Here is a 25842-nt window from a genome sequence, read left to right as displayed (position 1 = left end):
ATGACTGCATCAAAAAAACCTCAAGCCCAGTATCTTAAAGACTACCAAGCTCCACCGTATTTTATTGACCATGTTGATTTAACCTTCGATCTTGCACCGTTAAACACCCGTGTAACAAGTGTGATGACCATTCATAAAGTGATTGCGGGCACGGCTGACTTAGCGCTTGATGGCATTGATTTAACATTAATTTCAATTGCTGTGGACGGCACTGCTTATACTGATTACACGTTACGTGATGAGCAGCTGGTGATCCATAATTTACCAGCACAGTGCCAAGTAACTATCGTTAATGAAATTGCACCAAAAACGAACACTTCTTTAGAAGGATTATATTTATCCGGTGGCGCGTATTGTACGCAATGTGAGGCACAAGGTTTTAGAAAAATAACCTATTACCTTGACCGCCCAGACGTACTTGCCAGTTTTGACGTGACTATTATTGCTGACGAGCAATTTACTCATTTATTATCAAATGGGAATAAATTAGCGGAAGGTAAATTAGACAATGGGCGTCACTTTGCTAAATGGCAAGACCCATTTAAAAAGCCAAGTTACTTGTTCGCACTTGTTGCAGGGGATTTTGATGTACTTGAAGATAGCTTTGTAACAAAAAGTGGTCGCAATATTGAATTAGCCTTATTTGTTGATAAAGGGAATTTACCGAAAACCCCTCACGCCATGGCATCACTTAAAAAATCAATGCAGTGGGATGAGCAGCGTTTTAATCTTGAGTATGATTTAGATATTTACATGATCGTTGCTGTGGATTTTTTCAATATGGGCGCGATGGAAAATAAAGGGCTAAATATCTTTAATTCTAAATGCGTGTTAGCGAATCAAGAGACCGCCACAGATAAAGATTACCACACTATAGAGTCAATCGTTGGCCATGAATATTTTCATAACTGGACAGGAAACCGAGTGACCTGTCGTGATTGGTTTCAACTGTCGTTAAAAGAAGGCTTAACGGTTTTTCGCGATCAAGAGTTCAGCAGTGATTTAGGCTCGCGAGCATTGAATCGTATTGATGCGGTCAAAGTGATGCGTACCCATCAATTTAGTGAAGATGCAGGCCCAATGGCACACCCGATCCGTCCTGAGCAAGTTATTGAAATGAATAACTTCTATACAGTAACTGTATACGATAAAGGTGCTGAAGTTATTCGCATGCTGCATACCTTATTGGGAGAGCAAAAATTCCAGCAGGGTATGGCACTGTATTTTCAGCGCCATGATGGACAAGCCGTTACCTGCGATGATTTTGTTGCAGCCATGAATGACGCCTCAGGCATAGATTTAACTCAATTTAAACGCTGGTACAATCAAGCAGGAACACCACGCTTGATTGTTAAGCAAGATTATGATGCCCAGCAGGGCATTTTCTCACTTAACATAGAGCAGCTTGCGCCGCTCAATCAACCCGATAACGCGCCTTTACACATCCCATTTGCCATTGAGTTACTTGATGCGCAAGGACACTCAGTGCCATTGAGTTTTGCAGGCAATCGTGTTGACCATGTGCTTGATGTGACAAACAAACAGCAAAGTTTTAGTTTTGATGGCTTAACGGCAAAGCCGGTTGCAGTGCTATTAGAAGATTTTTCAGCGCCGTGCATTGTACAGCAGCAAACTACCCAGGCTGATCTATTACATATAATGCGTTTTGCCCGCAGTGATTTTTCACGTTGGGATGCCCAGCAACAATTATTTATTAGCGCTGTTAAAGCCGCGATTAAAACGCCAACACAGAATCTGCTTGATGATGAAGTTATTAACGCGTTGCGCAGTTTAGTTATTGAAAAACAAGGTGATTTAGCTCTTATTGCCGAGCTGTTAAAATTACCTAGCTTTGACACCTTAGCCGCTGAATTTACGGTGATCCCAGTGGATGAAATTGTTGCTATAACACAACAATTTGAACAGCAAATCGCCGAGCAATTACACCGCGAGTTCACGACATGTTATCAAAGTTTAATCGATGATGGCTCTGTGAGTGCTGCAGCTGTCGCAGTGCGCGCACTAAAAGGCATGTGTTTACATTACTTAGCAAAAATCAATGAACTTGAGAATAATCAATTACTGATCAGTGCCGCTAATTCCCATAATATGACTAATGTATTGGCTGCCCTTAGTGCTGTTGTTAAAGCTGATAGTTCATTAGCGAGTGAATTATTAAACCAATTTGACAGTCAGTGGCGCCATGATGTGCTGGTGATGGACAAATGGTTTGCATTACAAGCAATGCAAGGCGCAGACAACGCCATTGCTAACATTGAAAAGCTATATCAACACCCTTGTTTTGATTTTTCAAATCCAAATCGGGTTAGGGCGTTAGTCGGCAGTTTTAGTCATTTTAATACCGCACAATTTCACCGTAAAGACGGTGCAGGTTATCAGCTGTTAGGTGATTTATTGGTTAAGTTAAACGCCATTAATCCACAAAATGCATCGCGTATGCTTACGCCATTTATGTCGTGGCGTCGTTATGATGAAGTACGTTCAGTGGCGATGAAAACTCAGCTACAACGCCTTGCTGAACTGGACAACTTGAGCGATGATCTATTTGAAAAAGTTGATAAAGCATTACACTAAATTATGGTTGAATATTATTTTCTACTTAATCTTACCTACAAGCAGTGTATGGATTATTACGCAGGGAAATACACTTCGGTACAAGTAATTGAAGATGGCGGCAAAACAGTTCGTTTTGCCGCAAGCCATTTACGCCCTTTTATTTCTTCTTTAGGAGTGAGAGGGCGCTTTCGGCTTTTGCTTACTCCTGAACATAAATTCTTACGTTTGGAGCGCGTTGCCTAAAACAATATTTTAAAATAATTACTTATAATATTGTTTTTTTGTTAATTCGATTTGTTCTATTGTTAATTTACGTGTATAAATTATCTGGTAGGACGTCTTACCATTGCGTAAACGCCAACTAAACAGAAAAATTATGACGGATTGAACGCGTTCTATTTGTAATTTCTTTATTTCGCTTCTATCGTTACGACTACACTAAAAACAATAACTTGATCACAAAATTACCCGCGACAGGGGGAACACACAATGATAAGAAGATCGCTTTTTGTTAAAAACAAAATATTTTTAGGCCTAGCTGCTGCAACGTTAGGTTTATCAACGGGCGTAACACACGCTGCTACATTTGAGGCTGGAGGGTTTGATATTACCTTCGACTCTACTTTTTCTTATGGGCAAAGTATCCGTGTTGAAGACCGAAACTTTAATCTAATAGGTAAAAGTAATAATCCGTCTTTTGATTGGACAGGTTATAACTCAGTTTTAAATCCTATTTATTCCGCGCAAGATGTCTGGGCTCAACCTGGCTCGTACTCTAATAACGGCGACGCTGGTGATTTGAACTTTGATAGCGGTGAATCTTTTTCAAAGCTTTTGAAAGGGACACACGATTTATCCATCAACAAAGACAACTACGGCCTGTTTACCCGCTTTATGTATTTTTATGATTTTGAATTAATGGATAGCGATCGCGCTTATGTTAATCCAACTTCAGGGCAAGGAGTTGATCCTTGTGATGATAAAGACACCAAAAAGCAAAGTTGCGCGGATATTCGTCTCCTAGATGCTTATGTGTGGGCTAACTTTGATTTAAATGACGGTCATAATCCACTTTCTATTCGCCTTGGGCAACAGGTTATAAACTGGGGCGAAAGCACATTAATTTCTCACGGTATTAACGTAAATCCGGTTGATATTGACCGATTAAAAGCGCCGGGTGCAGAGCTAAAAGAGGCCTTTATTCCGGTTGGTATGTTATGGGCGTCTTTAGGGATCACTGAAAATGTGACTTTGGAAGGCTTTTACCAGTACCAATGGCATGAAACACGCTTACCTGCAGCTGGCACGTATTTTTCGACCAATGATTTTGCCGCAGAAAATGGTTATCAGCAAAATGTACAGCTTGGTTTTACTTCCAATCCTGATATTGATTTAGCGTTCTTAACGGATAGCTTAAATAATTTGATGACTACCTTTGGTCAAGCTGCAGCGGCTAAAGGGATCGACCCTGCAAGTCCCGAAGGGCAAGCATTATTGGCACAAACTTACCTAGCGTACCCAACTAAAGTCGCGCTTAAAGGCAAAGGGGATGATGGTAAAACTGAGCCGGATGATGGTGGCCAATATGGCTTACGTTTAGGGATGTTTTTACCAGAGTTTAATGACACTGAGGTTGCACTTTACCATGTAAACTACCATAGCCGTCGTCCGCTTATTTCAGGTCGCGTATCTAACTTTACACAAGCGTCACTGGCTCAAGATTTAGCCATGTTAGCAACGACAGAAATTACCTCTGACAATGTCTCTGATTTAAAAGCATTTGCTAAAGCAACCAACGAATATCCTGAAGATATCAAGCTTTATGGTTTGAGCTTTAATACTTCGCTTGGCGAAACAGCATTCGCAGGTGAGTTTACTTTTCGTGAAGACGAGCCGCTGCAAATTGATGACGTAGAATTACTTTACGCCGCGATGCCTGAGCAATTAGCGTTAGCGGGACTGCGTCCTGAGTTTGCCGGTATTTCACAAATGAGCCCGGGTGACGCGATTAGCGTAGTAGGACCAGGCGAATTAGCAAAAGGTTATATTGAGCGTAATACTAGCCAATTACAGTTTACTGCAACGCATTTATTTGGTCCTTCATTAGGGGCTGATAGTTGGGCGGTTGTGGGTGAAATTGGCGGCGTGCACATAAATAATATGCCTGAATACGATGAAATGCGTTTAAATGTTTCAGGTACTGGTCGCAGTGGTATTATGACTGGCCCTAATGCAGATGATTACTCAGCATTGCATATGGCTTTGTCTAATGGCCCAGAGCAAAAAGAGTTTGCGACAGCATCATCATGGGGATATCGTTTAATTGCCAAAGGCGATTATTATAATTTCTATAAAGGTATTAACTTTTCACCGCGCTTTGTATTCTCACACGACGTAAATGGTAACACACCTGATCCGATGTTCTTGTTTATTGAAGATCGCAAGTCACTTGGTGTTACAGCCAACTTTAATTATCAAAATGCATGGTCATTTAACTTTAGCTACAACTCTTTCTGGGGTGGCGGTGATATCAATACTTTCTCAGACCGTGATTTTGTTTCTTTCAATATTAAATATTCAATTTAGGGGTATCATGATGATAAAAAAACCTACCCTCATTGCACTAACGCTATGTAGTTTATTTTCTACAACAGCAGTTGTTGCTAAAATGACCAGTGAAGAAGTGGCGCGTTTAGGTGCGGATTTAACGCCATTAGGTGCTGAAAAAGCAGGTAATGCTGATGGTTCGATCCCTGCTTGGACTGGCGGTATTACTAAAGCACCCGCGGGCTATACGCCGGGAATGCATCACCCAGATCCATATGCCAGTGATAAAGTGCTTTTCACCATTGATAAATCAAATGTTGATAAATACAAAGCAAATTTAAGCCCTGGTCAAGTTGCGCTTTTTGAAGCGTACCCAGATACCTTTAAAATGAACATCTATACCACTCATCGTAGTGCTTCAAATCCTCAGTTTGTTTATGATGCAACTAAACAATATGCGCCAACTGCAGAACTGATCGAAGAAGGAAATGGCATTAAAAATACCGCTATAGGTATTCCGTTTCCAATTCCAAAAACTGGCTTAGAGGCAATCTGGAATCACTTATTACGTTATCGCGGTTTGTCTATTGAGCGTTTTGGTGGTCAAGCTGCACCGACCGCATCTGGTTCATATAATATGGTTGGCTTTGATGAGCAATTATTAGTTAAATATTCTGATCCAAAAGCAACGCCTGCAGAGCTGCAAGAATCTAATATTTTGTTTAAATTTAAACAAAAAGTAACGCAACCCGCTCGTTTAGCTGGTACCGCATTATTAGTCCATGAAACCATGGACCAAATTTTAACACCACGCCAAGCATGGACATACAACTCTGGGCAGCGTCGTGTTCGTCGTGCGCCAAATGTGGCGTATGATGCACCGGGAACCGCGGCTGATAGCTTACGTACCACCGATGACTTTGACATGTTCAATGGTTCTCCAAATCGTTACACGTGGACACTTAAAGGTAAGCAAGAGCTTTATATCCCCTATAATAGCTATAAGCTGCACAGTGAAAAGCTACAATATGATGATATTTTAATGGCTGGGCATGTTAACCCTGAGCATGTGCGTTATGAAAAGCACCGTGTTTGGGTGGTAGAAGCAAACCTGAAAGGCGACACACGTCATATCTATAAAAAACGCGTATTTTATATAGATGAAGATAGCTGGCAAGTTCAAGTAACCGATATCTATGATAACCGTGACCAAATGTACCGTGTCGCTATGGCACATACTATTAACTATTATGATGCGCTTACGAACTGGAGTACGCTCGATGTGTATCATGATTTGAACTCACGTCGTTACCTTGCAATTGGTTTAGATAACCAAGAGAAAATGTACGATTTCTCACAATCGTTTAACGATAATGAATTCACCTCAAGCGCACTGCGCCGCGAAGGTCGTTAATATACTCAAGCACCTGGCATGAACCAGGTGCTTTTTTGTTCCAAATCGCGTTTGTCACTCTGACACGTACTGGGTCCCCCCAATTGCTCGTTATATACCGACAAACACACCTTTCAAGGCGATTTAAATATATGAAGTACATGCTCTATGCAGGCCTTGCCATTGCTGCAAGCCTTTCAACTCAATCAATAGCGTCTGAACCGCTTGCAGCCATTACGGCAATAAAAGCAGATAAAACGTTGTTGACTGATATTGAATACACAGGAAAGCAACTGGTCGCTGTAGGGAAGCACGGCACGATTATCACAAGTAGCGATGCAAAAGATTGGCAACAAGCAAGCGTGCCAACGCAAGTGTTATTAACTGCGGTTACCTTTAACGGCACTGAGCGTGGTTGGGCGTGCGGCCATGATGCAACTATCATCAACACTACGGACGGTGGTGCTAATTGGCAATTACAACAAGTAAATACTCAATTAGATAAACCCTGTTTAGATATTTTATTTACCACTGAGCAACACGGTTTTGCGGTTGGCGCTTATGGGATGTTTTATGAAACCACGGATGGCGGAAAAAACTGGCAAAAACGCTTTTTAGATTCATTGTTATTTGCAGAAGACCAAGAATACTTAAATGACTTAAAAGAATCTGAACCAGACGCCTATGCTGCTGAAACTGCCTCAATACTGCCGCATTTCAATCGCATAGTTGCAACTGACAGTAAACTTATGTTGGTTGGGGAAATGGGTCTACTTGCTCACAGCACGGATAACGGCAAAACTTGGCAGCGGGATGAAGAAATTTATTTGGGATCATTTTTCGCATACGCCAGTGATGAACACGGCGAGGAAATTGTGGCGGGATTGCGCGGCAATATTTTTAGTCGTCACCCAGCAGGACAGTGGCAACCAATACACAATAATAAAACAGCCACAGTGAATAGTATCATTAAAGCAGCTGAAAACCATTGGCTATTGCTTGCTAATAGTGGGGTGATTTTTCATTACATAAATAATCAATTAAGCGTTGAGCAGTTAGCCGATGGTAAGGCTATTCTAGATGCTATTATTTTTGACAATCAATTGGTTATGGCATCAGAAAATGGCATTAAAGTGAAGGGGATGGCTGAATAATGCATGCAATCGTAGAATTTTTAGAAAAAGTTGTTTTTCGTCATCGTTTAGTTATGGTGATGAGTTTTATTGTTATCACCTGTTTTTTAGGCTTTAAAGCCACTCAAATTCAACTAGATGCTTCATTTAATAAAAATATTCCACTTAATCATGATTACATGAAAGTGTATTTAAAACATGAAAAGCAATTTGGTGGGGCAAACAGTATTTTGATCTCCGTGTGTGATGATAGCGGCGATATTTTCAATCCTGAATTTTTTAGTCAATTAAAAGCCGTTCATGATCAGCTGTATTTTATACCTGGGGTGAACCGTCCGTTAGTGAACTCAATTTTCTCACCCAGTGCACGTTTTGTGGAAGTGGTTGAAGACGGCTTTGCGGGAGGGCCAATTATACCTGCTAACTTTACTGCCGATCAGCGTGGCTTAGCTGTTGTTAAAGAGAATATCGAAAAAGCGAAAGTAGTTGGTAGGATGATTGCCTCTGACTATTCGTGTGCCATGGTGACCGCCCAGTTGATGGAAACGGATCCGCAAACGCAAGAAAAACTCGATACCTTAGCATTCGCAGAAAAGCTCGAAAGCGAAATTCGCGAGCCATTAAGCACTGATAAAGTAAGTATCCATATCATTGGTTTTGCCAAAATGGCTGGGGATATTGCCGAAGGCGCGAAAGGGGTTGTATTATTTTTTGCCATCGCCATTGCGTTTACTTTTATCATGGTTTGGTTATTTTGTGGCAGCTTAAAGCTCACTATTTTACCTATAGCCTGTTCAATCATTGCTGTTGTTTGGCAGTTGGGCATATTGTCGAGCCTAGACTTTGGTCTCGATCCTATGTCGATTTTAGTCCCATTTTTAGTGTTCGCCATAGGCGTAAGTCATGGCGTGCAAATGATCAATGCGATAGGTAAAAAAGTTGCCGAAGGGCACTGCAATACGCGCATTTGTTGTCAGGCTAGTTTTAGATCGTTATTAATACCCGGAGGCATCGCATTACTATCTGATACGGTTGGCTTTTTAACCCTATTGACGATTGATATCGGGATTATTCGCGAGCTGGCAATTACGGCAAGTTTAGGTGTCGCGGTTATTATCTTCACTAACTTGGTGTTATTACCTGTGTGGGCATCCTATATGCGTTTTGACAGCACAGTTCATATTCAATCAGGTAATAGTAATAAGCCTAATATGCTTGATGCTATGCGTGATTTATTAGTGAAAAGCACGGATCGAAAATGGGCTAAAGTCATTATAGGCAGTACCTTAGTGCTATTTGCATTGGGTTATTGGCAAGCGGGTAAGATGCATATTGGTGATTTACACGCAGGTGCACCGTCACTGCATCAAGATGCCCGTTATAACCAAGATACCTTCTTAATATCGGACAAATACACGATTTCATCGGATATTCTCAAGGTGATTGTTGAAGCGTATCCAGCAGCGTGTACAGAGCACGATGTAATGGAACGTATTAGCCGTTTTCAATATAAGGTTGAAAACCTTACTGGGGTACAGTCTGCTGTTACTTTGAGCTCCGTTGCGCAATCGGTTAATGCCGGCTATAACGAAGGTAATTTGAAATGGCAAAGCTTGCCACGTAATACGGCAAGTTTAGTGCAGTCAACGGCAAGAGTAGAAACCAGTACCGGCTTACTCAACGGTGATTGTTCGGTAATGCCGGTGATAATCTTTTTAGAGGATCATAAAGCGCAAACCATTGAGCATATTATTGGCAGCATTAAGCAATTCGCGATTGAAGAACAAACCGACACGTTACAATTTAAATTGGCATCTGGGCCTGTTGGCGTGATGGCTGCAACGAATGAGTCAGTATCAGCGGCGCAATTGCCAATGATGCTCTATGTTTATGGCGCCGTGATCATCTTATGCTTAATTAGCTTTAAGAGCGTTAAAGCGACCATCGCCGTAGTGTTACCTTTGTATATTGTATCGACTCTCGCGCAAGCTTTGATGGTGCAGTTGGAAATTGGTCTTACTGTATCGACCTTGCCAGTGATTGCACTGGGGGTGGGCATTGGTGTTGATTACGGAATTTATATTTTGTCATCTATGATGGGGCAATTAAAGCAAGGTGTTGCATTGCCAATAGCGTATCGTAATGCGCTCGTTGAGCGTGGCAGTGCGGTATTATTCACTGGTATTACCTTGGCTATCGGTGTCAGTACCTGGATTTTCTCTGATCTGAAGTTCCAAGTAGACATGGGAATATTGTTAACCTTCATGTTCTTGGTCAATATGCTCGGTGCAGTGTTACTTTTACCGGCAATTGGCAGTTTGCTCTGGACTGACCAGAAAAAATAATGTGAATAATTTTGCTCCTAAATGGCCTGTATAGGCCATTTATATCTATAATTTGTGAATAGATGACCAAATAGCTGAAATGCTTAAAATGTTTTCATCGAAAGGGCTGTTTATTAATTTTAAAAGGGTTAGAATTTGCCTGACTCCACACAATAAATTGCTGTACAAATTTTCCACCTAAGTAGGTGGTATAGATTTAAGGAACATGTAATGACACGAAATGAAGGGCAAGCCTCGGTTATCTTAGATAATGTCTGTAAGCTGATCCAGAAAAAAGTTCACGCTGATAATGTGTTACTCGTTGAGAAATTCGCCAAATCCTTGTACAGCAATATGTCTAAAGAAGATTTGGCACATCGCAATGATAGTGACTTATATGGCGCTGCACTTAGCCTATGGAACTCGCTAGAAAAAAATACCTCTGATGATGCGGTGATCCGTGTTTTCAATCCTGAAGTAGCAAAAGATGGCTGGCAGTCATCGCACACAATCGTAGAAATTATCGCTAAAGATATGCCATTTCTAGTTGATTCGGTGCGTATGGCGATGACCCGTGAAAACATCGCTTCTCACTTGCTACTGCATAGTCCACTTAAAATTCAACGCGATAAAAACGCCAAGATCTCAGCCGTTTCTAATTTAAAAGCGGAACAAGAGTCCAGCTCTACTAAAACGGTGTTTTTTATCGAAATTGATCGTCAAACAGACTCGTCAGTGATTGACTCGTTTAAAAAAGAACTTGAGTCAGTGCTGAATGATGTTTCTACTGCAGTAGAAGATTGGCAACCAATTCGCAAAAAATTGATTGCGGTTAGTAAAGAATTACCAAAGCGTAATCACAAAAACAATGCCAGTGAAGTGGCAGAAACGGTTGAGTTTTTAGATTGGTTAGTTAAAGATAACTTTACCTTAATGGGTTATCGTCAATACGATTTATCGCCAGTGCAAGGTGATTACCAGCTTAAAGGTAAAATCGAGAGCAGCTTAGGTTTAATGAAAAATTCAACCGAAGAGCATTCTCGTCTACTCTCTGAATTACCTGAGGTTGCTCGCCAAGAAGCACGTAGCAATAATCTGTTGATCCTTACAAAAACCAATTCGTTATCACGCGTACACCGCCCAGCATACATAGATTATGTTGGTATCAAGCGTTTTGATGATGAGGGGAATGTGATTGGCGAAGACCGTTTCATCGGGTTGTTTTCATCAAGCTTTTATAATAACAGTGCTGCTGATGTACCTGTGCTAAAAAGCAAAATTAACCGCATTATGGAAATGTGTGACTTTGCCAAAGGTACGCATGCTTATAAAGCGGTGTTAAATATTCTTGAGACTTACCCGCGTGATGAGTTAGTGCAAGCACGTGAAAGTGAGTTACTTGAAGTCGCGATGGGCGTACTACAAGTACAAGAGCGCGATATGTGCCGTTTATTCGTGCGTAAGGATGCCTATGGCCGTTTCTTCTCTTGCATGGTGTATGTGCCTCGTGAGCGTTATAACACTGCATTGCGTCGTGAAACTCAGTCTATTTTAGCCACCGCATTTAATTCCGACGATAAAGTCGAATTTACTACTTTCTTCTCTGAGTCAACACTGGCGCGTACTCACTATACCGTGCGTGTGACTGACAACAATATAGAATATAACGTGAAAGACATCGAAAATAATTTAGTAGAAGCTGCTCGTACTTGGGAAGACAAATTACAATCAGCCTTGTTAGAATCTGCAGGTGAAGCACGCGGTAATGAACTTAACCGTAAATATTGCAATGCGTTTGCTCGTTCATACAAAGACGAAGTACTGCCAAGTGCAGCCGTTGTTGATATTGAAAAGCTTGAATTACTTAATGACGATAACAAATTGGAAATGTTGTTTTACCGTCCGCAAGAAGAAGCAAACAGCAATATTGTGCGTTTGAGCTTATTCCATAAAGATGAGCCAATTCACTTATCCGATGTTATGCCAATGCTTGAAAACTTTGGCTTACGTGTAATTGGTGAAACACCTTATGCAGTTAAAACCAGTGATGATGGTATTAACTGGATCATGGATTTCTCTATGCTACTTGATAGCAAAGGCATTGCTGACTTTGATAAAGTATCGGCACGTTTTCGTGCAGCATTGACCAGTGTATGGAGCAACCGTTTAGAAAACGATGGCTTTAACCGTTTAGTGTTAATGGGGGGCTTAACGGGGCGTGAAGCATCAATTTTACGCGCGTATGCAAAATACATGCGCCAAGTTGGGGTGACTTTCTCACAAAGTTACATTGAGAGCACGTTAGCAAACTACCCGCATATTGGTTCACAAATTGTCAATTTATTCGCTAAAAAGTTCTCAGTGAAAAGCCCAGCGAGTGTGAAAACACTTGATAAGCTAATTGCGCAAATCTACCTTGAACTTGAAAACGTAGCGAACTTAGATGATGACCGTATTATCCGTTTATACGTAGATATGATCATTGCCACGCTGCGTACTAACTACTTCCAAAAAGATGCCACAGGTCAATTTAAATCCTATGTGTCATTTAAAGTTAATCCGAGCCTAATTCCAGATATGCCATTGCCATTACCGGCATTTGAAATCTTTGTTTATTCGCCACGTGTTGAAGGTGTTCACTTACGCGGTGGTAAAGTTGCCCGTGGTGGTCTGCGTTGGTCAGACCGTCGTGAAGACTTCCGTACTGAAGTATTGGGTTTAGTTAAAGCGCAACAGGTTAAGAATACAGTCATCGTGCCGGTTGGTTCTAAAGGTGGCTTTGTGTGTAAACAATTGCCAACAGACCGTGATGCGTTCTTCAAAGAAGGCCAAGAGTGTTACAAAATCTTTATTCGCGGTTTATTAGACATCACGGATAACATCATTCAAGGCGAAATTGTGCCACCAGTTGATGTAACACGCCATGATGAAGATGATGCATACTTAGTGGTTGCAGCAGATAAAGGCACGGCAACCTTCTCAGATATCGCCAATGGCATCGCCAATGAATATAACTTCTGGCTAGGTGATGCGTTTGCATCAGGTGGTTCTGTGGGCTATGACCATAAGAAAATGGGTATCACAGCTAAAGGTGGTTGGGAGTCAGTTAAACGTCACTTCCGTGAAATGAATGTTGATACGCAAACGACCGATTTTACCGTGGTTGCTATTGGTGACATGGCCGGGGATGTGTTTGGTAACGGCATGCTGTTATCTAAGCATATTCGCTTACAAGTGGCATTTAACCACTTACATATCTTCATTGATCCGACACCTGATTCTGCAGCGTCATACCCAGAGCGCGAGCGCTTGTTTAATCTACCTCGTTCATCGTGGGAAGACTATAACAAAGACTTGATTTCAGCGGGCGGCGGAGTGTTCTCACGTGCAGCTAAATCAATCACCTTAACGCCAGAAATGAAAAAAATGCTCGGCACTAAAAAAGCCAGCATGACACCAAATGAGTTGATCAAAGCCAGCTTGATGATGGAGTTTGATTTATTATGGAATGGTGGTATCGGTACTTACATTAAGAGCAGCAAAGAAAGTGATGCAGATGTAGGCGACCGTGCCAATGATGCGCTACGGATCAACGGTAGTGAGCTTGGTGCAAAAGTACTCGGTGAGGGCGGTAACTTAGGTGCGACACAATTAGGGCGTATTGAGTTTGCCGGCAAAGGCGGGCGTGTTAACACCGACTTTATCGATAACGTTGGTGGTGTTGCGTGTTCTGATAACGAAGTAAATATCAAAATTTTACTGAATGGTTTAGTGACGGCTGGTGATTTAACCCGTAAACAACGTGATGAATTACTGTACTCAATGACTGATGAAGTTGCACAACTGGTACTGAAAGATTGTTATCGTCAAACGCATACGTTGTCAATTACGCAATCAAAAGGCTCATCAACGCTGAAAGAAAAAGTACGCTTTATTCATGCGCTTGAAAAAGAAGGCAAGTTAAACCGTGCGATTGAATTTATTCCAAGTGATGAAGAGTTAGCTGAGCGCGCTGCAGCGGGTAAAGATTTAACTCGTCCAGAGTTATCGGTACTCGTTTCTTATGCGAAAATGGTACTGAAAGAGTCATTAGTGACTGATGAAATTACTGAGAATCCGTACTATCGTCAGTTGTTAGTGAAATCGTTCCCATTACCACTGCGTGAAAAGTTCAACGCAGCGATGGATAATCACCCACTGCGCAAAGAGATCATAGCAACAAAACTTGCTAACAATATCGTTAACGATATGGGCCTTAACTTCATGGTACGTATGCATGAAGAAACCGGTGCAAATGAAGCTGAAGTTGCATTATGCTACTCGGTTGCCAGTGAAGTGTTCCAAATGCGTGATACTTGGTCTGCCATTGTGGCACTGGATAACAAGATCCCAGCAGCAGTACAAACTGAAATGTTGTATCAATTACGCCGTACGGTACGCCGTGCAACGCGTTGGTTCTTACGTCATCGTAATAAAGCGCAAAATATTGAGCAAACAATTGCTTTCTTTGCACCAACCTTTGCTGATCTAAGTGCCAACTTAACCAGCTACATGGTTGAAAAAGAAAGTGAGCGTTTAGACAACGCTGCAGAAAAGCTAATCGCTAGTGCAGTACCAGCAGAATTAGCAACACGTATTGTGTCGCTATCTAGTTTGTTCTCAGTAATGGATCTTGCGGAAGTGGCAGCGAATTCTGGCCGTAGTATTGATATGGTGTCGAACACTTACTTCAAACTTGGTGCGCGGATGGGACTACATTGGTTCTTGGATCAAATTACCAACCAACCTGTGGCAAACCATTGGCAAGCATTAGCACGTGCTTCTTACCGTGAAGAGCTTGATTGGCAACAACGTACATTATCAGAAGTGGTGTTAAACAATTTCACTGGTGATGACAAAGATGTTGATGGTCAAATTGATCAGTGGATGGACAGTAAAGATTTATTACTACAACGTTGGAAGCATATGCTGGCTGAATTTAAAACATCACAAAGCCATGATTTTGCTAAGTTCTCAGTCGCGCTTCGTGAACTGATGTTACTGAGCCACAACTGTGATACATCGACAAAATAAGCGATTCCGAGTGCCTCACTATTTTCTCAACTGAAAATAATGAGTTAATCACTAAAATTGTTATACAATACCCCAGCCTAGTCTGGGGTATTTTTTTATTAAGAGGATTATTTGATGTTTTACGATCTAGCTCGCCGTTTTATGTTCACCCGTGATGCGGAATGGGCCCATGAATTTGCACTGCATAACTTACGCCGTTTTAATAATACGCCATTCAGTGCTGCATGGTCGCAATCAGTGGCAGATCGCCCCGTCGAATTTTTAGGCTTACAATTTAAAAATCCAGTTGGATTGGCAGCTGGCCTTGATAAAAATGCTGAATGTATCGATGCGTTTGCAAAAATGGGTTTTGGTTTTATTGAAGTGGGTACAGTGACACCGCGGCCACAAGCGGGTAATGATAAACCGCGTATTTTTCGCCTGCCAGAGTCTAATGCCATTATTAACCGCATGGGCTTTAACAATAAAGGGGTTGATAACTTGATCCATAACGTTAAAGCAGCGCAATACGATGGTATTTTGGGCATCAATATCGGCAAAAATAAAGATACCCCCAATGAGCAAGGTAAAGACGATTATATTCATTGTATGCGTAAAGTGTTCGAGCATGCATCGTACATTACGGTTAATATCTCCTCACCAAATACCCCGGGGCTTCGTGATCTTCAATATGGTGCTGCGCTGGATGATTTATTGCAAAGCCTTAAAAATGAGCAGCTTGATCTGATCGCAAAACATAACAAGCAAGTGCCAATGCTGGTAAAGATCGCGCCAGATCTAGATGCTGTACAAATTGCCCAAGTGAGCGAGTCATTATTAAATAATAATATTGATGGCGTGATCGCAACTAATACTACATTAGAGCGCGCAGCAGTGCATGGTCAGCAATATGCTGATGAAGCCGGAGGCCTGTCAGGTCAGCCAGTACGTGAGCGCTCCACTCAGGTCGTGCAAGAATTAAAACGTTTAACCGCAGGCAAGCTGCCAATCATTGGTGTCGGTGGTATTGATGATGCCGCCAGTGCCAAAGAAAAGTTTGCAGCGGGTGCTGATCTTGTTCAGGTATACACCGGATTTATATACAAAGGCCCACAATTGGTAAAAACGATCCTGCAAGGCTTATAAGGATCAGTTATTTAAGCTTTTGATCATTCGATAAATGTTCTAAAGAAATGTTTATTAATTGGTCAAAAGCCGTTATAATCCGCTATTCATAAGATTAATTTCTAAGGAGCATAGGGAACGCATGTTACAAGCATCAAAGCAATGGAAATGGATTGCTTGTCCAGTACGAAATCGCTTGTTGATCGATTTAGATCAAGATATGCAACTGTGCACGCCTTATAAACTCCGCCAACTTACCGATGCAGTCCTTACGCAAGCAAATTTTAGCTTAGCAGACGCTGCTTTTTATCAGCAAGTGTACCAATACCTTGATGGCTTTAATGTCTGGAAAGGCGCGCAATTGTGTCAAATCGCACTTAATGCAACGGCTGCAAAGTTTTACTTAAAACCTATGCTGGCAAAAAGTTGGTTCTTTGACCCATACACAGGCAGTGAGCCAAGTGTGGAAGCGGTAGTAAAACTGCATAGCCGACTGCAAGCTGGCGAGTTTTTGATTATTGAGCACTGTAAAGATGCTTCTTTATGTATAAGTTTAGCTGAGCATTTTCAGTTAGATGAAAACTTAAGCTTGAATCAATTCGAGGCTATCCGGGTCCTCAATAATCGCGTTCACCCAATTTATAATCACGCTCAAAACAGCAAAACAGCTTAAGCATATTTTTTGTAGTTCCTGCCTTTATCGCGTGTTTGTCTGCCAACCTATGTTATAATCCTGCGCAATTAGCTATCAAGGGTTATTACTTTGCATTTTATCGCACTTACTTCTATCGGAATCGAAAATTTATTAGTTGAAGAACTCACTGACATTGGCGCTACGGTGACCAAGCAAACAGTGGGTTCTGTACGCTTTGAAGGTGACACTACATTAGCACAAAAAGTGTGTTTAATGAGCCGCTTTGCAACCCGTGTACTTATGTTGATTGAAGAGAAAGAGGGCGTAAATGATAAAGACAGCCTATATAAATTTGCTCGCTTGCAACCATGGCAAGAATGGTTTGGTCCAACACAAACCTTTGCGGTTGACTTTAATGGCACTAATGATGCGCTGAAAAATACGCAATTTTCTGGTTTAGTGATCAAAGATGCCATTGTTGATTACTTTAATGACCTATATGAACAACGTCCAAACGTAGATAAACAAGATGCCAATGTCCGCGTTGTTGCGCGCTTATCGCGCCAAGGTGTTGCCATGTACATTGATTATTCAGGCCCTCGTTTATCAGAACGTGGTTACCGTGAAGGCCAAGGTAAGGCACCTATTAAGGAACATTTAGCAGCGGCGCTGATCAAACGCAGTGGTTGGCTTGAAAATGTGCAACAGCCATTATTTGACCCGTGCTGTGGTGCCGGTACTATTTTAATTGAAGCCGCCGGTATGGCGCGTAATGAAGCGCCAGGTTTATTCCGCGAGGGTTTCGCATTTGAGCGCCTACCAAGTTTCAGAATCGCGAAGTATAAAGAGTTAAAAGAACAGTTAACGGCGCAAATCACCGATCCTAAATTATGGCTTATCGGTCATGACAATGACGCTAATGTACTGAGCAAAGCCGTAGATAACGCGCGCAGAGCTGATCTAGGCGATGTGATCAAGTTTAAACAAAGCGATGCAACCAAATTGACCTCAGTGGCAAAATTACCTGGCGTGGTTATTTCAAACTTGCCTTATGGTGAGCGTATTGGCTCTATGGCCGAATTGATAAGTTTGCACAGTGCCTTAGGCACAGGCTTTAAAAAACATTTTAATAACTGGAAGCTGGCGCTTTTAGGCATGGATGAGAGCCTGTTTAAATTATTAAAACTGGTGAAACTCAAGCGCTATAAGTTTAAAAATGGCCCACTTGATGTGGTGCTTAATTTATATCAGCTAGATGATAAACAAGTAAGCCAAAGCTCAGAAGATAAACCCGCCTTGAACTTTGAAGGCTCAATGTCGTTTGCTAATCGGGTCAAAAAAAATAAGCAAGGCTTGAAAAATTGGCTTAAGCAAAATGATATTCAGGCTTACCGTGTTTATGATGCCGATATTCCTGAATACAATGTAGCCGTGGATATTTATGGTGATTCAGCGGTAATATTTGAATACGCTGCACCGAAAGAAATTGACGATGTGACAGCGCATAAACGTTTACAAGACGTTATTTCGTTAACCTCACAACAGCTCAATATCGCACCGGGAAATATTGCTGTAAAAGTCCGTAAAAAGCAAAAAGGTGAAGAGCAATACACACCAATGGCTAAGCAAAATCGTACTCAAGTAGTTGAAGAGTTTGGCGCTAAGTTTAAGGTAAACTTATTTGATTACCTAGACACCGGGTTGTTTTTAGACCATCGCCTCGCTCGTCGTTATATTCAAGAAAACGCCAAAGATAAACGCTTCTTAAACTTGTTTGCTTATACGGGCACTGCCTCTGTGCATGCCGCCCTCGGTGGCGCGAAAGCGATAACCACGGTTGACTTGTCAAAAACCTACTTAAAGTGGGGGCAAGATAATTTTGAGCTGAATAACATCAGTAATACTCGTTATCGCTTTGAACAAGCCGATTGTTTGAAGTGGCTTGAACATGCCACTAGTCAATATGATTTGATCTTTTTAGATCCACCGACGTTTTCAAACTCAAAACGGATGAAAGACGCGTTTGATGTGCAAAATGACCATATTAAGCTGCTCACATGGGTTAAAAAAATCCTCAGTCCATCAGGCACATTGATTTTCTCAAACAACATGCGCGGTTTTACTATGGACGAAGTGGGTTTGATTGGTTTAGGTTTAAAAGCGGTAAATATCTCTGAGCAGACAATTTCTCCAGACTTTAAACGCAACAAAAAAATACATAATAGCTGGTTGATCACGCATGGCTAACTGGGTTTTATATCACACCGATGGTTGCCATCTGTGTGAGCAAGCACAGAGTTTGATCACGCCATTGTTGGTTGATGATTCATTACAGCTAGTTGATATTATGAGTGATGAAGTGCTCATAGCAGAATATCAAACCAGCATACCGGTTTTAAAAAGCGAACAAGGCTCGCAATTATGTTGGCCTTTTACTGCGCAAGATGTGCGTCAGTTTTTTACGCAAATAGAATAAGAGTAAACAGATCATATGGATTTAATTAGAATTTCTAAAGCTCAACTGGCGTATGGCACACATCCGCTACTTGATAATGCCGACGCAGTCATTGAAACCGGTGAACGCGTTTGTGTGGTTGGCCGTAACGGCGCCGGTAAATCAACGCTATTAAAAGTACTTGATGGCCAAGTTATCTTAGATGACGGCGAAATAAACCAGTTAGGCAGCATTAAAATATCGCGGTTAGAGCAAGATCCACCCAAAGGCGCGAGTGGCTCGGTGTTTGATTATGTTGCTCAAGGTATGCCTGAAATAGCTAATTTACTCATTGATTTTCATCATGTTAGTACCCAGTTACAGACCGAATGCACGGATCAACTATTAAATAAATTAGAGCGTTTATCAAATCAGCTTGAAGCGGCTGATGGCTGGCGTTTTGATAGCAGAATTCAACTGGTATTAACCCGTTTAGAGCTTTCTCCAGAAGCGAAACTTGAGTCGCTCTCAGGTGGTTGGTTACGCAAAGTGGCTCTTGCCCGTGCGCTGGTCAGTGAGCCAGATTTATTATTGCTTGATGAGCCTACCAACCACTTAGACATGGAAAGTGTGATGTGGCTTGAGCAGTTTTTAAAAGAGTTTAAAGGCGGCATTGTCTTTATTTCTCATGACCGAGCGTTTATTCGTGCAGTGGCGACTCGTATTTTAGATTTAGACCGCGGTAAGTTAATTTCATACCCAGGCGATTATGCTACTTATTTAGAGCAAAAAGCCCATGATTTGAAAGTCGAAGAAACACAAAATGCGTTGTTTGATAAACGCTTAGCTGAAGAAGAAGCGTGGATCCGTCAAGGTGTTAAAGCACGTAGAACGCGTAATGAAGGCCGTGTACGCGAACTAAAACAGTTACGTAATGAACGCAAACAACGTGTGGATCAAGTGGGTAAAACTGACTTTAACATTGAAACCGCGGATCGTTCTGGCAAATTAGTGTTTGAAGCTAAGCATTTAAATCATGCGTTTAATAAAGACAAAGTGATTGCTAATGATTTTTCTACCATTGTTATGCGCGGTGATCGCATCGGTTTAGTGGGTCCAAATGGTATTGGTAAAACAACCTTATTAAAATTACTGTTTGGTGACATTGCAGCCGATGCCGGAGTTGTTAAACAAGGTGTTAACCTAGAATTTGCTTATTTTGATCAGTACCGTCAAAAGTTAGACGAAGAAGCGACAGTGCAAGATAACGTAGCAGAAGGCAAGCAAGAAGTGATGATGAATGGTCGTTCACGTCATGTGCTTGGCTACTTGCAAGACTTTTTATTCCCGCCTGCACGTGCGCGTACGCCGGTTAAAGCATTATCAGGTGGTGAAAAGAATCGCTTGTTATTAGCAAAACTATTTCTAAAACCGTCAAATATTTTAGTGCTGGATGAGCCAACCAACGATTTGGACATTGAAACGCTAGAGCTGTTAGAAGATATTATTAATCAGTATCAGGGGACCGTGTTAATTGTAAGCCATGACCGTGAGTTTATTGATAATACCTGTACCAGTGTTTGGGCGTTTGAAGGTAATGGGGTAATTACAGATATTGTTGGTGGTTACAGTGATTATGAAGCCTATACTAATTATTTAGCACAGGAACAAAAAAAACAGCTAACTACACCTGCTAAAAAAGAAGCAGTCGTTGCACCAGCTCCTGTGGCTAAAGCAGATAACAAAAGCAATAAACTCTCTTACAAATTAAAACTTGAATTAGAACAATTACCCAGTAAGCTGGAACAACTTGAACAAGCATTAGAAGCGCAGCAAGTTGTGGTTAATGACGCTGATTTCTTTAAACAAGATGCCAGTGCGACAACCAAAGAATTGAACCATTTAGCACAACTTGAGTCTGACCTTGAAGCCGCTTTGGAGCGCTGGGAAGAACTTGAAGATTTAAAGAATCAGTAGTAAGGACTAAAATGAAATATAAATTACTCGCTGCTAGTATTTTAGCTACTATGAGTACATCGGCACTCAGTGCAACGTATCAGTTAACCGAGTTGAGCACATTAGATGAAGCAAAGCATAACTACGTTAAAGATGTCAGCGAAAGTGGCCATATAATTGGTCTTGCTAACGGCATTTACAATTTACCTATTGATGTTAGTTATATAGATTTCACAGATAGCTTAATCGAAAGAGCGTACGATCAGCAAAAAGACTATTTTGAGTTAATTGATAAGCAAATTACCTTTACGCTAGATGATATTGAAAACAATAATGCGGCAGCAACCAATCCTGACGCGCACAGTTTTATGCTTTCTTTTTTAACAGCGCAAGCAGCGAACCCAGAATATCAAAAACTGGCAAATATTGTTGGTTATAATATTTTAAATGGTGAAGCCCAAGAGCAAGTACTATTTGATATTGCATCGGTTGATTATGATGGCTTAACGCGTTCGGTTAGCAATTTTTATAATGCAGTGGCAGAAGACGGTATCGCAGTAGGTTGGGGCAGTGCCCCATATGAAAAAACTGTTTTTACACCTGATGGGGAAACAGAAGAAGAAACTCGTTTTGTTCGTGATTTTATCTCTCGAGGTATTATCGTCTCACCTGATGGCGTGACTGTGCCTTTAGTCCCCGAGTTTGATGAGTACGGTGGTCTAAGTATTGCTAGTGATATTGTTAAAACAAACTCAGGCTATACGGTTGTTGGTCAAGTATCAACAGGGATACCAGCCGATCGACAAGAAAATATTGATGATACCTGTGACGGTGAAGATCAGCCAATATCCGTGTGTATTGAAGCCTTACATAGCAGCACTGCAGCGCATTTATTTGATACCCGCGCAGTTAAATGGAGTTTAGACAGCAATTTAAATATCACCAATACAGAGTTATTAGGTTTAGGGTTAACACCTGAAGAGGATGATGACTTTGCGTTTATCAGTAATGCACTTGCTGTTAATACTAATGGTATTGTAGTGGGTTCTTCTGATATTCGTGATCATGACCGTTCTTCTCGAATTCGTACTTTACCTGTTTATTATAAAGACGGTAAAGTTGTTGAAATTCTTAATCAAGATGATGATTGGACTGGTGGTAAAGCACTGGCAATCAATGCAAACGATGTGATTGTCGGTTATGGTATCAAAGCAATTGATGGTGCAAACCGATTCAAGTTTTTCTATCATGACATAGCAAGCAACAGTACTGTGTTTCCAAGCGATTTCTTTAATAGCTCTGCGTCAATAGCCAATGATATTAATGATAATGGCTACATTGTCGGTGAAGGTGAAACCGACGTATTCAATGTCGGCTCACGACGCCGGGAAGGCTTCTTATATAAGATTGGTGAAGATAGCATTACTAACCTCAATGATTTCTTACCGTGTTATGAAGCCGACGGTGAAACGCGTTATAAATACGTGGTGTCAGAGGCAAAAGTAATCAACAATAATAATGAAATTTTTGGTGTTGCCACCAAAACAGTGGAAAAAACTGATTCATTAGGCGGCATTGTCCGTGACATTAACGGCAAAATAGAATACGAAAGTATCGCTGTACCAGTAAAGTTATCACCTATCAATGGTGAAGTTGAGAGTTGTACAGATCCTGAAACAGATACTTACGAACGTCAATCAGCTAGTTTCCCTTGGTATACATTGTTATTGTTACCTTTAGTCGGTTTACGTCGTGTGTTGCGTAATTAATAGCTAAACCACACGAGTTTCATTAATCGTATGCAAATAAAAAACCCTGCTTTAACTCAGCAGGGTTTTTTTTGTCTATACTTTTACTAAATTAGGAACGTTTACTATTTGTGGCGATTTAACCAGGCTTTACGTACTGAACGACGCCACAATAAATCAACACCAAAATAGCCTACTGCTGAGGCCAGACTCGCACAGATCAGTGAACCGACTAAAAAAGCAGGGCCGATGGTGGTTAAGCTTTCTAGAAACCATTGCCAACTAGGCTCAAATGCAAAATGTTGTTCAGGCTGACCTAACACTAATACGCCAATTAAATATGAACAATAAAATATAGGCGGCATTGTTAGCGGGTTGGTGATCCACACTACGGCGACTGAAATAGGTAGATTGACTCTTAACGGTATAGCGAGTGCTGCAGCAAGCACCATTTGAAAAGGAACAGGGATGAAAGCGAAAAATAAACCGACGGAAAAAGCTCCCCGAGCTGAGCGACGATTTAAATGCCATAAATTGGCATCGTGGAGTAAACGACCAAAAATTTTTAAATATTTATGATGTTTAACTTTATTGTGATCGGGTAAAAACCGTTGGATCGTTTTTTTAGCCATTTAAAGCAACCATTTACATCTGTTTGGTTAAGCGTTGGGTTTGTCGTTGGTTGTATTGTAACCGTTTTTTATTATCAGACCCTTGTATTTACAGTTTTCGCATTATCTCTGTTAGTTGCGAGCGCTTATTTTAAGCCGTTTTACAGTGTATTGTTAGGTTTTATTTGTGGAATTTGCTGTGTTTGGGGACATTTTTCTAACTTCTATACAATTTCACCTTTAGTTCTGCATGAAAATCAACCATATCACAGCCACATCACTGTTGTTGAGATTATTTCTCAGCGCGATCATTATTATTTAAAAGTTCAGCTTAATAAGATTAACCAACAAACTCAGTCAATCATTAAACCTCCTTTTGCACTGATCACGTTAAAAAGCGAGCAGTTGCTTGAAGTTGGCGATGATATTACAACTTGGCTGCAGTTAGCTAAATATCGCAGCCAAAAAAACTATGCTGTGTTTGATAAAGAGCGTTATGCATTTAGTGAACGGGTATTCTTTAAAGGCAAACAAATTGGGAATTATATTGAAATATCTAAAAGCACAAGCACTGATCTGATCAAATCGTATCGGCAATTTATCAAAAACACTTACCAGAGCAGCACCTTAAATTGGTTGTACTACCCGTTGTTAACAGGAGATCGTAGCGTTATGAGTTTTGCTCAAAAGGAGCAATTACAGCAATTTGGCATTAGCCACTTATTGGCAATTTCAGGGCTGCACATAGGCTTAATGTTTAGTATCGGTTTTTTCATCACTCGCAGTGTAATAAGTTGTCTGAACTTTATGGTTAAACCGCTGGGCCAACAGTTAAACTTATCGCTTATCTATAGTTTTGGTGGGTTTTTACTGGCTTTTAGTTATGTCTACTTAAGCGGCTTTATCGTTTCAGCAACCCGAGCTTTGATCATGTTAGGCTGCTATTTGCTTATTTATTACTATGCTAAGCAAGCACTGCGTTGGCGCAGTATTTTGTTTGCCTTGGTGTGTGTATTACTTATTGATCCATTTAGCCTACTTAACCCTGGGCTCTATTTTTCATTCACTGCCGTGGTAATCATTTTTTGGGTGTTCAGCGTTATTTCAATCTCCACAGTAGGCTTAGTAGCAATCATAAAAACGCTTGTTATCTTACAGATAGCTTTGTTTATAGGTTTATTACCGTTATCTCTTTATTATTTTAATGGTATTAGTGTGATTGGCTTAGTCGTCAATCTAGTCGTTATACCAATACTTGGTTTTATTATAATGCCAAGTTTAGTGCTGTTTTCAGTGTTAAGTTTGGGAGTCGATATTAGTGGCTTAATTGGCGTGTTTGATTATTTATTACAGCATGCTTATCAGAGCTTACTGTTGTTGCCCGTCGATTATCGCTGGTTGGATACATCACAATTTAGCTTACAATGGCTTATTAGCAGTTATCTCGCGGTTTTAATCGTGTGTTTTTTACCGTGGCGGCTAATGGCTTGTTTACCAATTGCAGTTACATTCTTCGATCAATATTTACAGCCAAAACCCCGCTGGCAGTTTGATGTGTTTGATGTAGGACACGGCACTATGGTGTTAGTTAGCAACCAAGGTAAAGGCTTTATTTATGATCTAGGTCCGGTGTATTTTAATACTTTTACGCGGATCAACAGCACCTTAGTCCCTTACTTAACCAGTATGGGGATTGAAGTCGAAGTGACGCTGGTCAGTCATACGGATAAAGATCATATTGGTGGGCTAACTGATTGGCTGCAGCACGGCTATCAGCATACTTTTAGGCTACTGCAGCCAAATGGGCCAGAGCACGGTTGTAAAGCGGGCGAATATCGCTTTTATGATTTAACGATTACTGTTATTGAGCCCGCAGAGCATTTAAAAAGCGACAACGATAACTCCTGTGTTGTGCATATTAGTGATGGTCAGTTTAGTGTTTTACTCCCTGGCGATATTTCAACAAAAAGAGAAAGCCAATTAATAGCCCAGCAAAGCTTACTTAAAAGCACTGTGTTGCTTAGCCCTCACCATGGCAGTAATACCTCATCAAGTGAGCTGTTTATCAGCGCTGTTGCCCCTGAGCTTGTGATCCATTCAACAGCATATAAAGGACAGTGGCAATTGCCACATCGACACGTTGTCGCACGTTATGCTGATCACAATGTAATGCAATACAGCACGGCCGCGCATGGTCAGATAAAGGTTGCATTTTATTCGCATCAATACACGATAAACCGTGCTCGTGATGATGAAAGTTATTGGTTTCTAAAAGATTGAGTTTAGTTTTGTGTAGCTGGAGGCTACA

The 25842-nt window shown here is 41.0% G+C and carries 15 protein-coding genes; 14 read left to right on the top strand and 1 reads right to left on the bottom strand.

What is annotated here, in order from left to right; all coding sequences use genetic code 11:
- The 13 genes from pepN to ACMVDV_RS05015 all read left to right on the top strand — a co-directional run bounded on the left by pepN (position 1) and on the right by ACMVDV_RS05015 (position 22944).
- Entirely contained in the window at positions 1 to 2595 is a 2595-nt protein-coding gene (gene pepN, locus ACMVDV_RS05075) for an aminopeptidase N (protein WP_416157412.1), read from the top strand.
- Positions 2596 to 2598: 3 nt separating this feature from the next.
- Positions 2599 to 2820 carry a DUF2835 family protein gene (locus ACMVDV_RS05070; protein ID WP_416157411.1) on the top strand — a complete coding sequence of 74 codons (222 nt, stop codon included), beginning with the start codon at positions 2599 to 2601 and terminating at the stop codon, positions 2818 to 2820.
- Positions 2821 to 3066: 246 nt separating this feature from the next.
- The gene (locus ACMVDV_RS05065) at positions 3067 to 5163 is read left to right on the top strand and encodes a DUF1302 domain-containing protein (protein ID WP_304182287.1); all 2097 of its coding nucleotides are present in this window, start codon (positions 3067 to 3069) and stop codon (positions 5161 to 5163) included.
- 10 nt (positions 5164 to 5173) lie between these two features.
- Positions 5174 to 6538 carry a DUF1329 domain-containing protein gene (locus ACMVDV_RS05060; RefSeq protein ID WP_304182307.1) on the top strand — a complete coding sequence of 455 codons (1365 nt, stop codon included), beginning with the start codon at positions 5174 to 5176 and terminating at the stop codon, positions 6536 to 6538.
- 131 nt (positions 6539 to 6669) lie between these two features.
- Positions 6670 to 7671: a WD40/YVTN/BNR-like repeat-containing protein gene (locus ACMVDV_RS05055; protein ID WP_416157410.1), complete on the top strand. Its 1002-nt coding sequence runs from the start codon at positions 6670 to 6672 to the stop codon at positions 7669 to 7671.
- Positions 7671 to 9995: an efflux RND transporter permease subunit gene (locus ACMVDV_RS05050; RefSeq protein ID WP_416157409.1), complete on the top strand. Its 2325-nt coding sequence runs from the start codon at positions 7671 to 7673 to the stop codon at positions 9993 to 9995. The genes ACMVDV_RS05055 and ACMVDV_RS05050 overlap by 1 nt, the downstream gene beginning before the upstream one ends.
- A 210-nt stretch (positions 9996 to 10205) precedes the next feature.
- On the top strand, positions 10206 to 15047 hold the full coding sequence (locus tag ACMVDV_RS05045) for an NAD-glutamate dehydrogenase (RefSeq protein WP_416157408.1): 4842 nt from the start codon (positions 10206 to 10208) through the stop codon (positions 15045 to 15047).
- A gap of 114 nt (positions 15048 to 15161) precedes the next feature.
- Positions 15162 to 16172, top strand: a complete 1011-nt coding sequence (pyrD, locus tag ACMVDV_RS05040) for a quinone-dependent dihydroorotate dehydrogenase (RefSeq protein WP_304182291.1) — start codon at positions 15162 to 15164, stop codon at positions 16170 to 16172.
- Positions 16173 to 16293: 121 nt separating this feature from the next.
- Entirely contained in the window at positions 16294 to 16824 is a 531-nt protein-coding gene (locus tag ACMVDV_RS05035; protein ID WP_304182292.1) for a cell division protein ZapC domain-containing protein, read from the top strand.
- Between the two features lie 90 nt (positions 16825 to 16914).
- Positions 16915 to 19032: a bifunctional 23S rRNA (guanine(2069)-N(7))-methyltransferase RlmK/23S rRNA (guanine(2445)-N(2))-methyltransferase RlmL gene (gene rlmKL / locus ACMVDV_RS05030; RefSeq protein WP_416157407.1), complete on the top strand. Its 2118-nt coding sequence runs from the start codon at positions 16915 to 16917 to the stop codon at positions 19030 to 19032.
- Positions 19025 to 19261: a glutaredoxin family protein gene (locus ACMVDV_RS05025; RefSeq protein WP_416157406.1), complete on the top strand. Its 237-nt coding sequence runs from the start codon at positions 19025 to 19027 to the stop codon at positions 19259 to 19261. Before rlmKL ends, ACMVDV_RS05025 begins: the two co-directional genes overlap by 8 nt.
- A gap of 15 nt (positions 19262 to 19276) precedes the next feature.
- Positions 19277 to 21196: an ABC transporter ATP-binding protein gene (locus ACMVDV_RS05020; RefSeq protein ID WP_416157405.1), complete on the top strand. Its 1920-nt coding sequence runs from the start codon at positions 19277 to 19279 to the stop codon at positions 21194 to 21196.
- 11 nt (positions 21197 to 21207) lie between these two features.
- A complete protein-coding gene (locus ACMVDV_RS05015; RefSeq protein ID WP_416157404.1) occupies positions 21208 to 22944 on the top strand; it encodes a DUF3466 family protein in 1737 nt (578 codons plus the stop codon).
- Positions 22945 to 23048: 104 nt separating this feature from the next.
- Here the strand turns inward: ACMVDV_RS05015 and ACMVDV_RS05010 are convergent, their stop codons facing one another.
- Positions 23049 to 23555: a DUF2062 domain-containing protein gene (locus tag ACMVDV_RS05010; protein ID WP_304182297.1), complete on the bottom strand. Its 507-nt coding sequence runs from the start codon at positions 23553 to 23555 to the stop codon at positions 23049 to 23051.
- Here ACMVDV_RS05010 and ACMVDV_RS05005 point away from each other — a divergent pair.
- Positions 23535 to 25814 carry a DNA internalization-related competence protein ComEC/Rec2 gene (locus ACMVDV_RS05005; protein WP_416157403.1) on the top strand — a complete coding sequence of 760 codons (2280 nt, stop codon included), beginning with the start codon at positions 23535 to 23537 and terminating at the stop codon, positions 25812 to 25814. The two genes, ACMVDV_RS05010 and ACMVDV_RS05005, sit on opposite strands and share 21 nt — an antisense overlap.
- Positions 25815 to 25842 lie beyond the last annotated feature (28 nt).

Origin of the sequence: Pseudoalteromonas sp. ASV78, assembly GCF_047806705.1 — a bacterium.
Lineage (GTDB): Bacteria > Pseudomonadota > Gammaproteobacteria > Enterobacterales > Alteromonadaceae > Pseudoalteromonas > Pseudoalteromonas prydzensis_A.
The sequence above is the reverse complement of the archived record's forward strand: the minus strand, read 5'-3'. Positions and strand labels throughout refer to the sequence as shown.

Coding starts and splice junctions, on each gene's coding strand:
- pepN (WP_416157412.1), top strand. CDS start 1: ATGACTGCATCAAAAAAACCTCAAGCCCAGTATCTTAAAGACTACCAA.
- ACMVDV_RS05070 (WP_416157411.1), top strand. CDS start 2,599: ATGGTTGAATATTATTTTCTACTTAATCTTACCTACAAGCAGTGTATG.
- ACMVDV_RS05065 (WP_304182287.1), top strand. CDS start 3,067: ATGATAAGAAGATCGCTTTTTGTTAAAAACAAAATATTTTTAGGCCTA.
- ACMVDV_RS05060 (WP_304182307.1), top strand. CDS start 5,174: ATGATAAAAAAACCTACCCTCATTGCACTAACGCTATGTAGTTTATTT.
- ACMVDV_RS05055 (WP_416157410.1), top strand. CDS start 6,670: ATGAAGTACATGCTCTATGCAGGCCTTGCCATTGCTGCAAGCCTTTCA.
- ACMVDV_RS05050 (WP_416157409.1), top strand. CDS start 7,671: ATGCATGCAATCGTAGAATTTTTAGAAAAAGTTGTTTTTCGTCATCGT.
- ACMVDV_RS05045 (WP_416157408.1), top strand. CDS start 10,206: ATGACACGAAATGAAGGGCAAGCCTCGGTTATCTTAGATAATGTCTGT.
- pyrD (WP_304182291.1), top strand. CDS start 15,162: ATGTTTTACGATCTAGCTCGCCGTTTTATGTTCACCCGTGATGCGGAA.
- ACMVDV_RS05035 (WP_304182292.1), top strand. CDS start 16,294: ATGTTACAAGCATCAAAGCAATGGAAATGGATTGCTTGTCCAGTACGA.
- ACMVDV_RS05025 (WP_416157406.1), top strand. CDS start 19,025: ATGGCTAACTGGGTTTTATATCACACCGATGGTTGCCATCTGTGTGAG.
- ACMVDV_RS05020 (WP_416157405.1), top strand. CDS start 19,277: ATGGATTTAATTAGAATTTCTAAAGCTCAACTGGCGTATGGCACACAT.
- ACMVDV_RS05015 (WP_416157404.1), top strand. CDS start 21,208: ATGAAATATAAATTACTCGCTGCTAGTATTTTAGCTACTATGAGTACA.
- ACMVDV_RS05010 (WP_304182297.1), bottom strand. CDS start 23,555: ATGGCTAAAAAAACGATCCAACGGTTTTTACCCGATCACAATAAAGTT.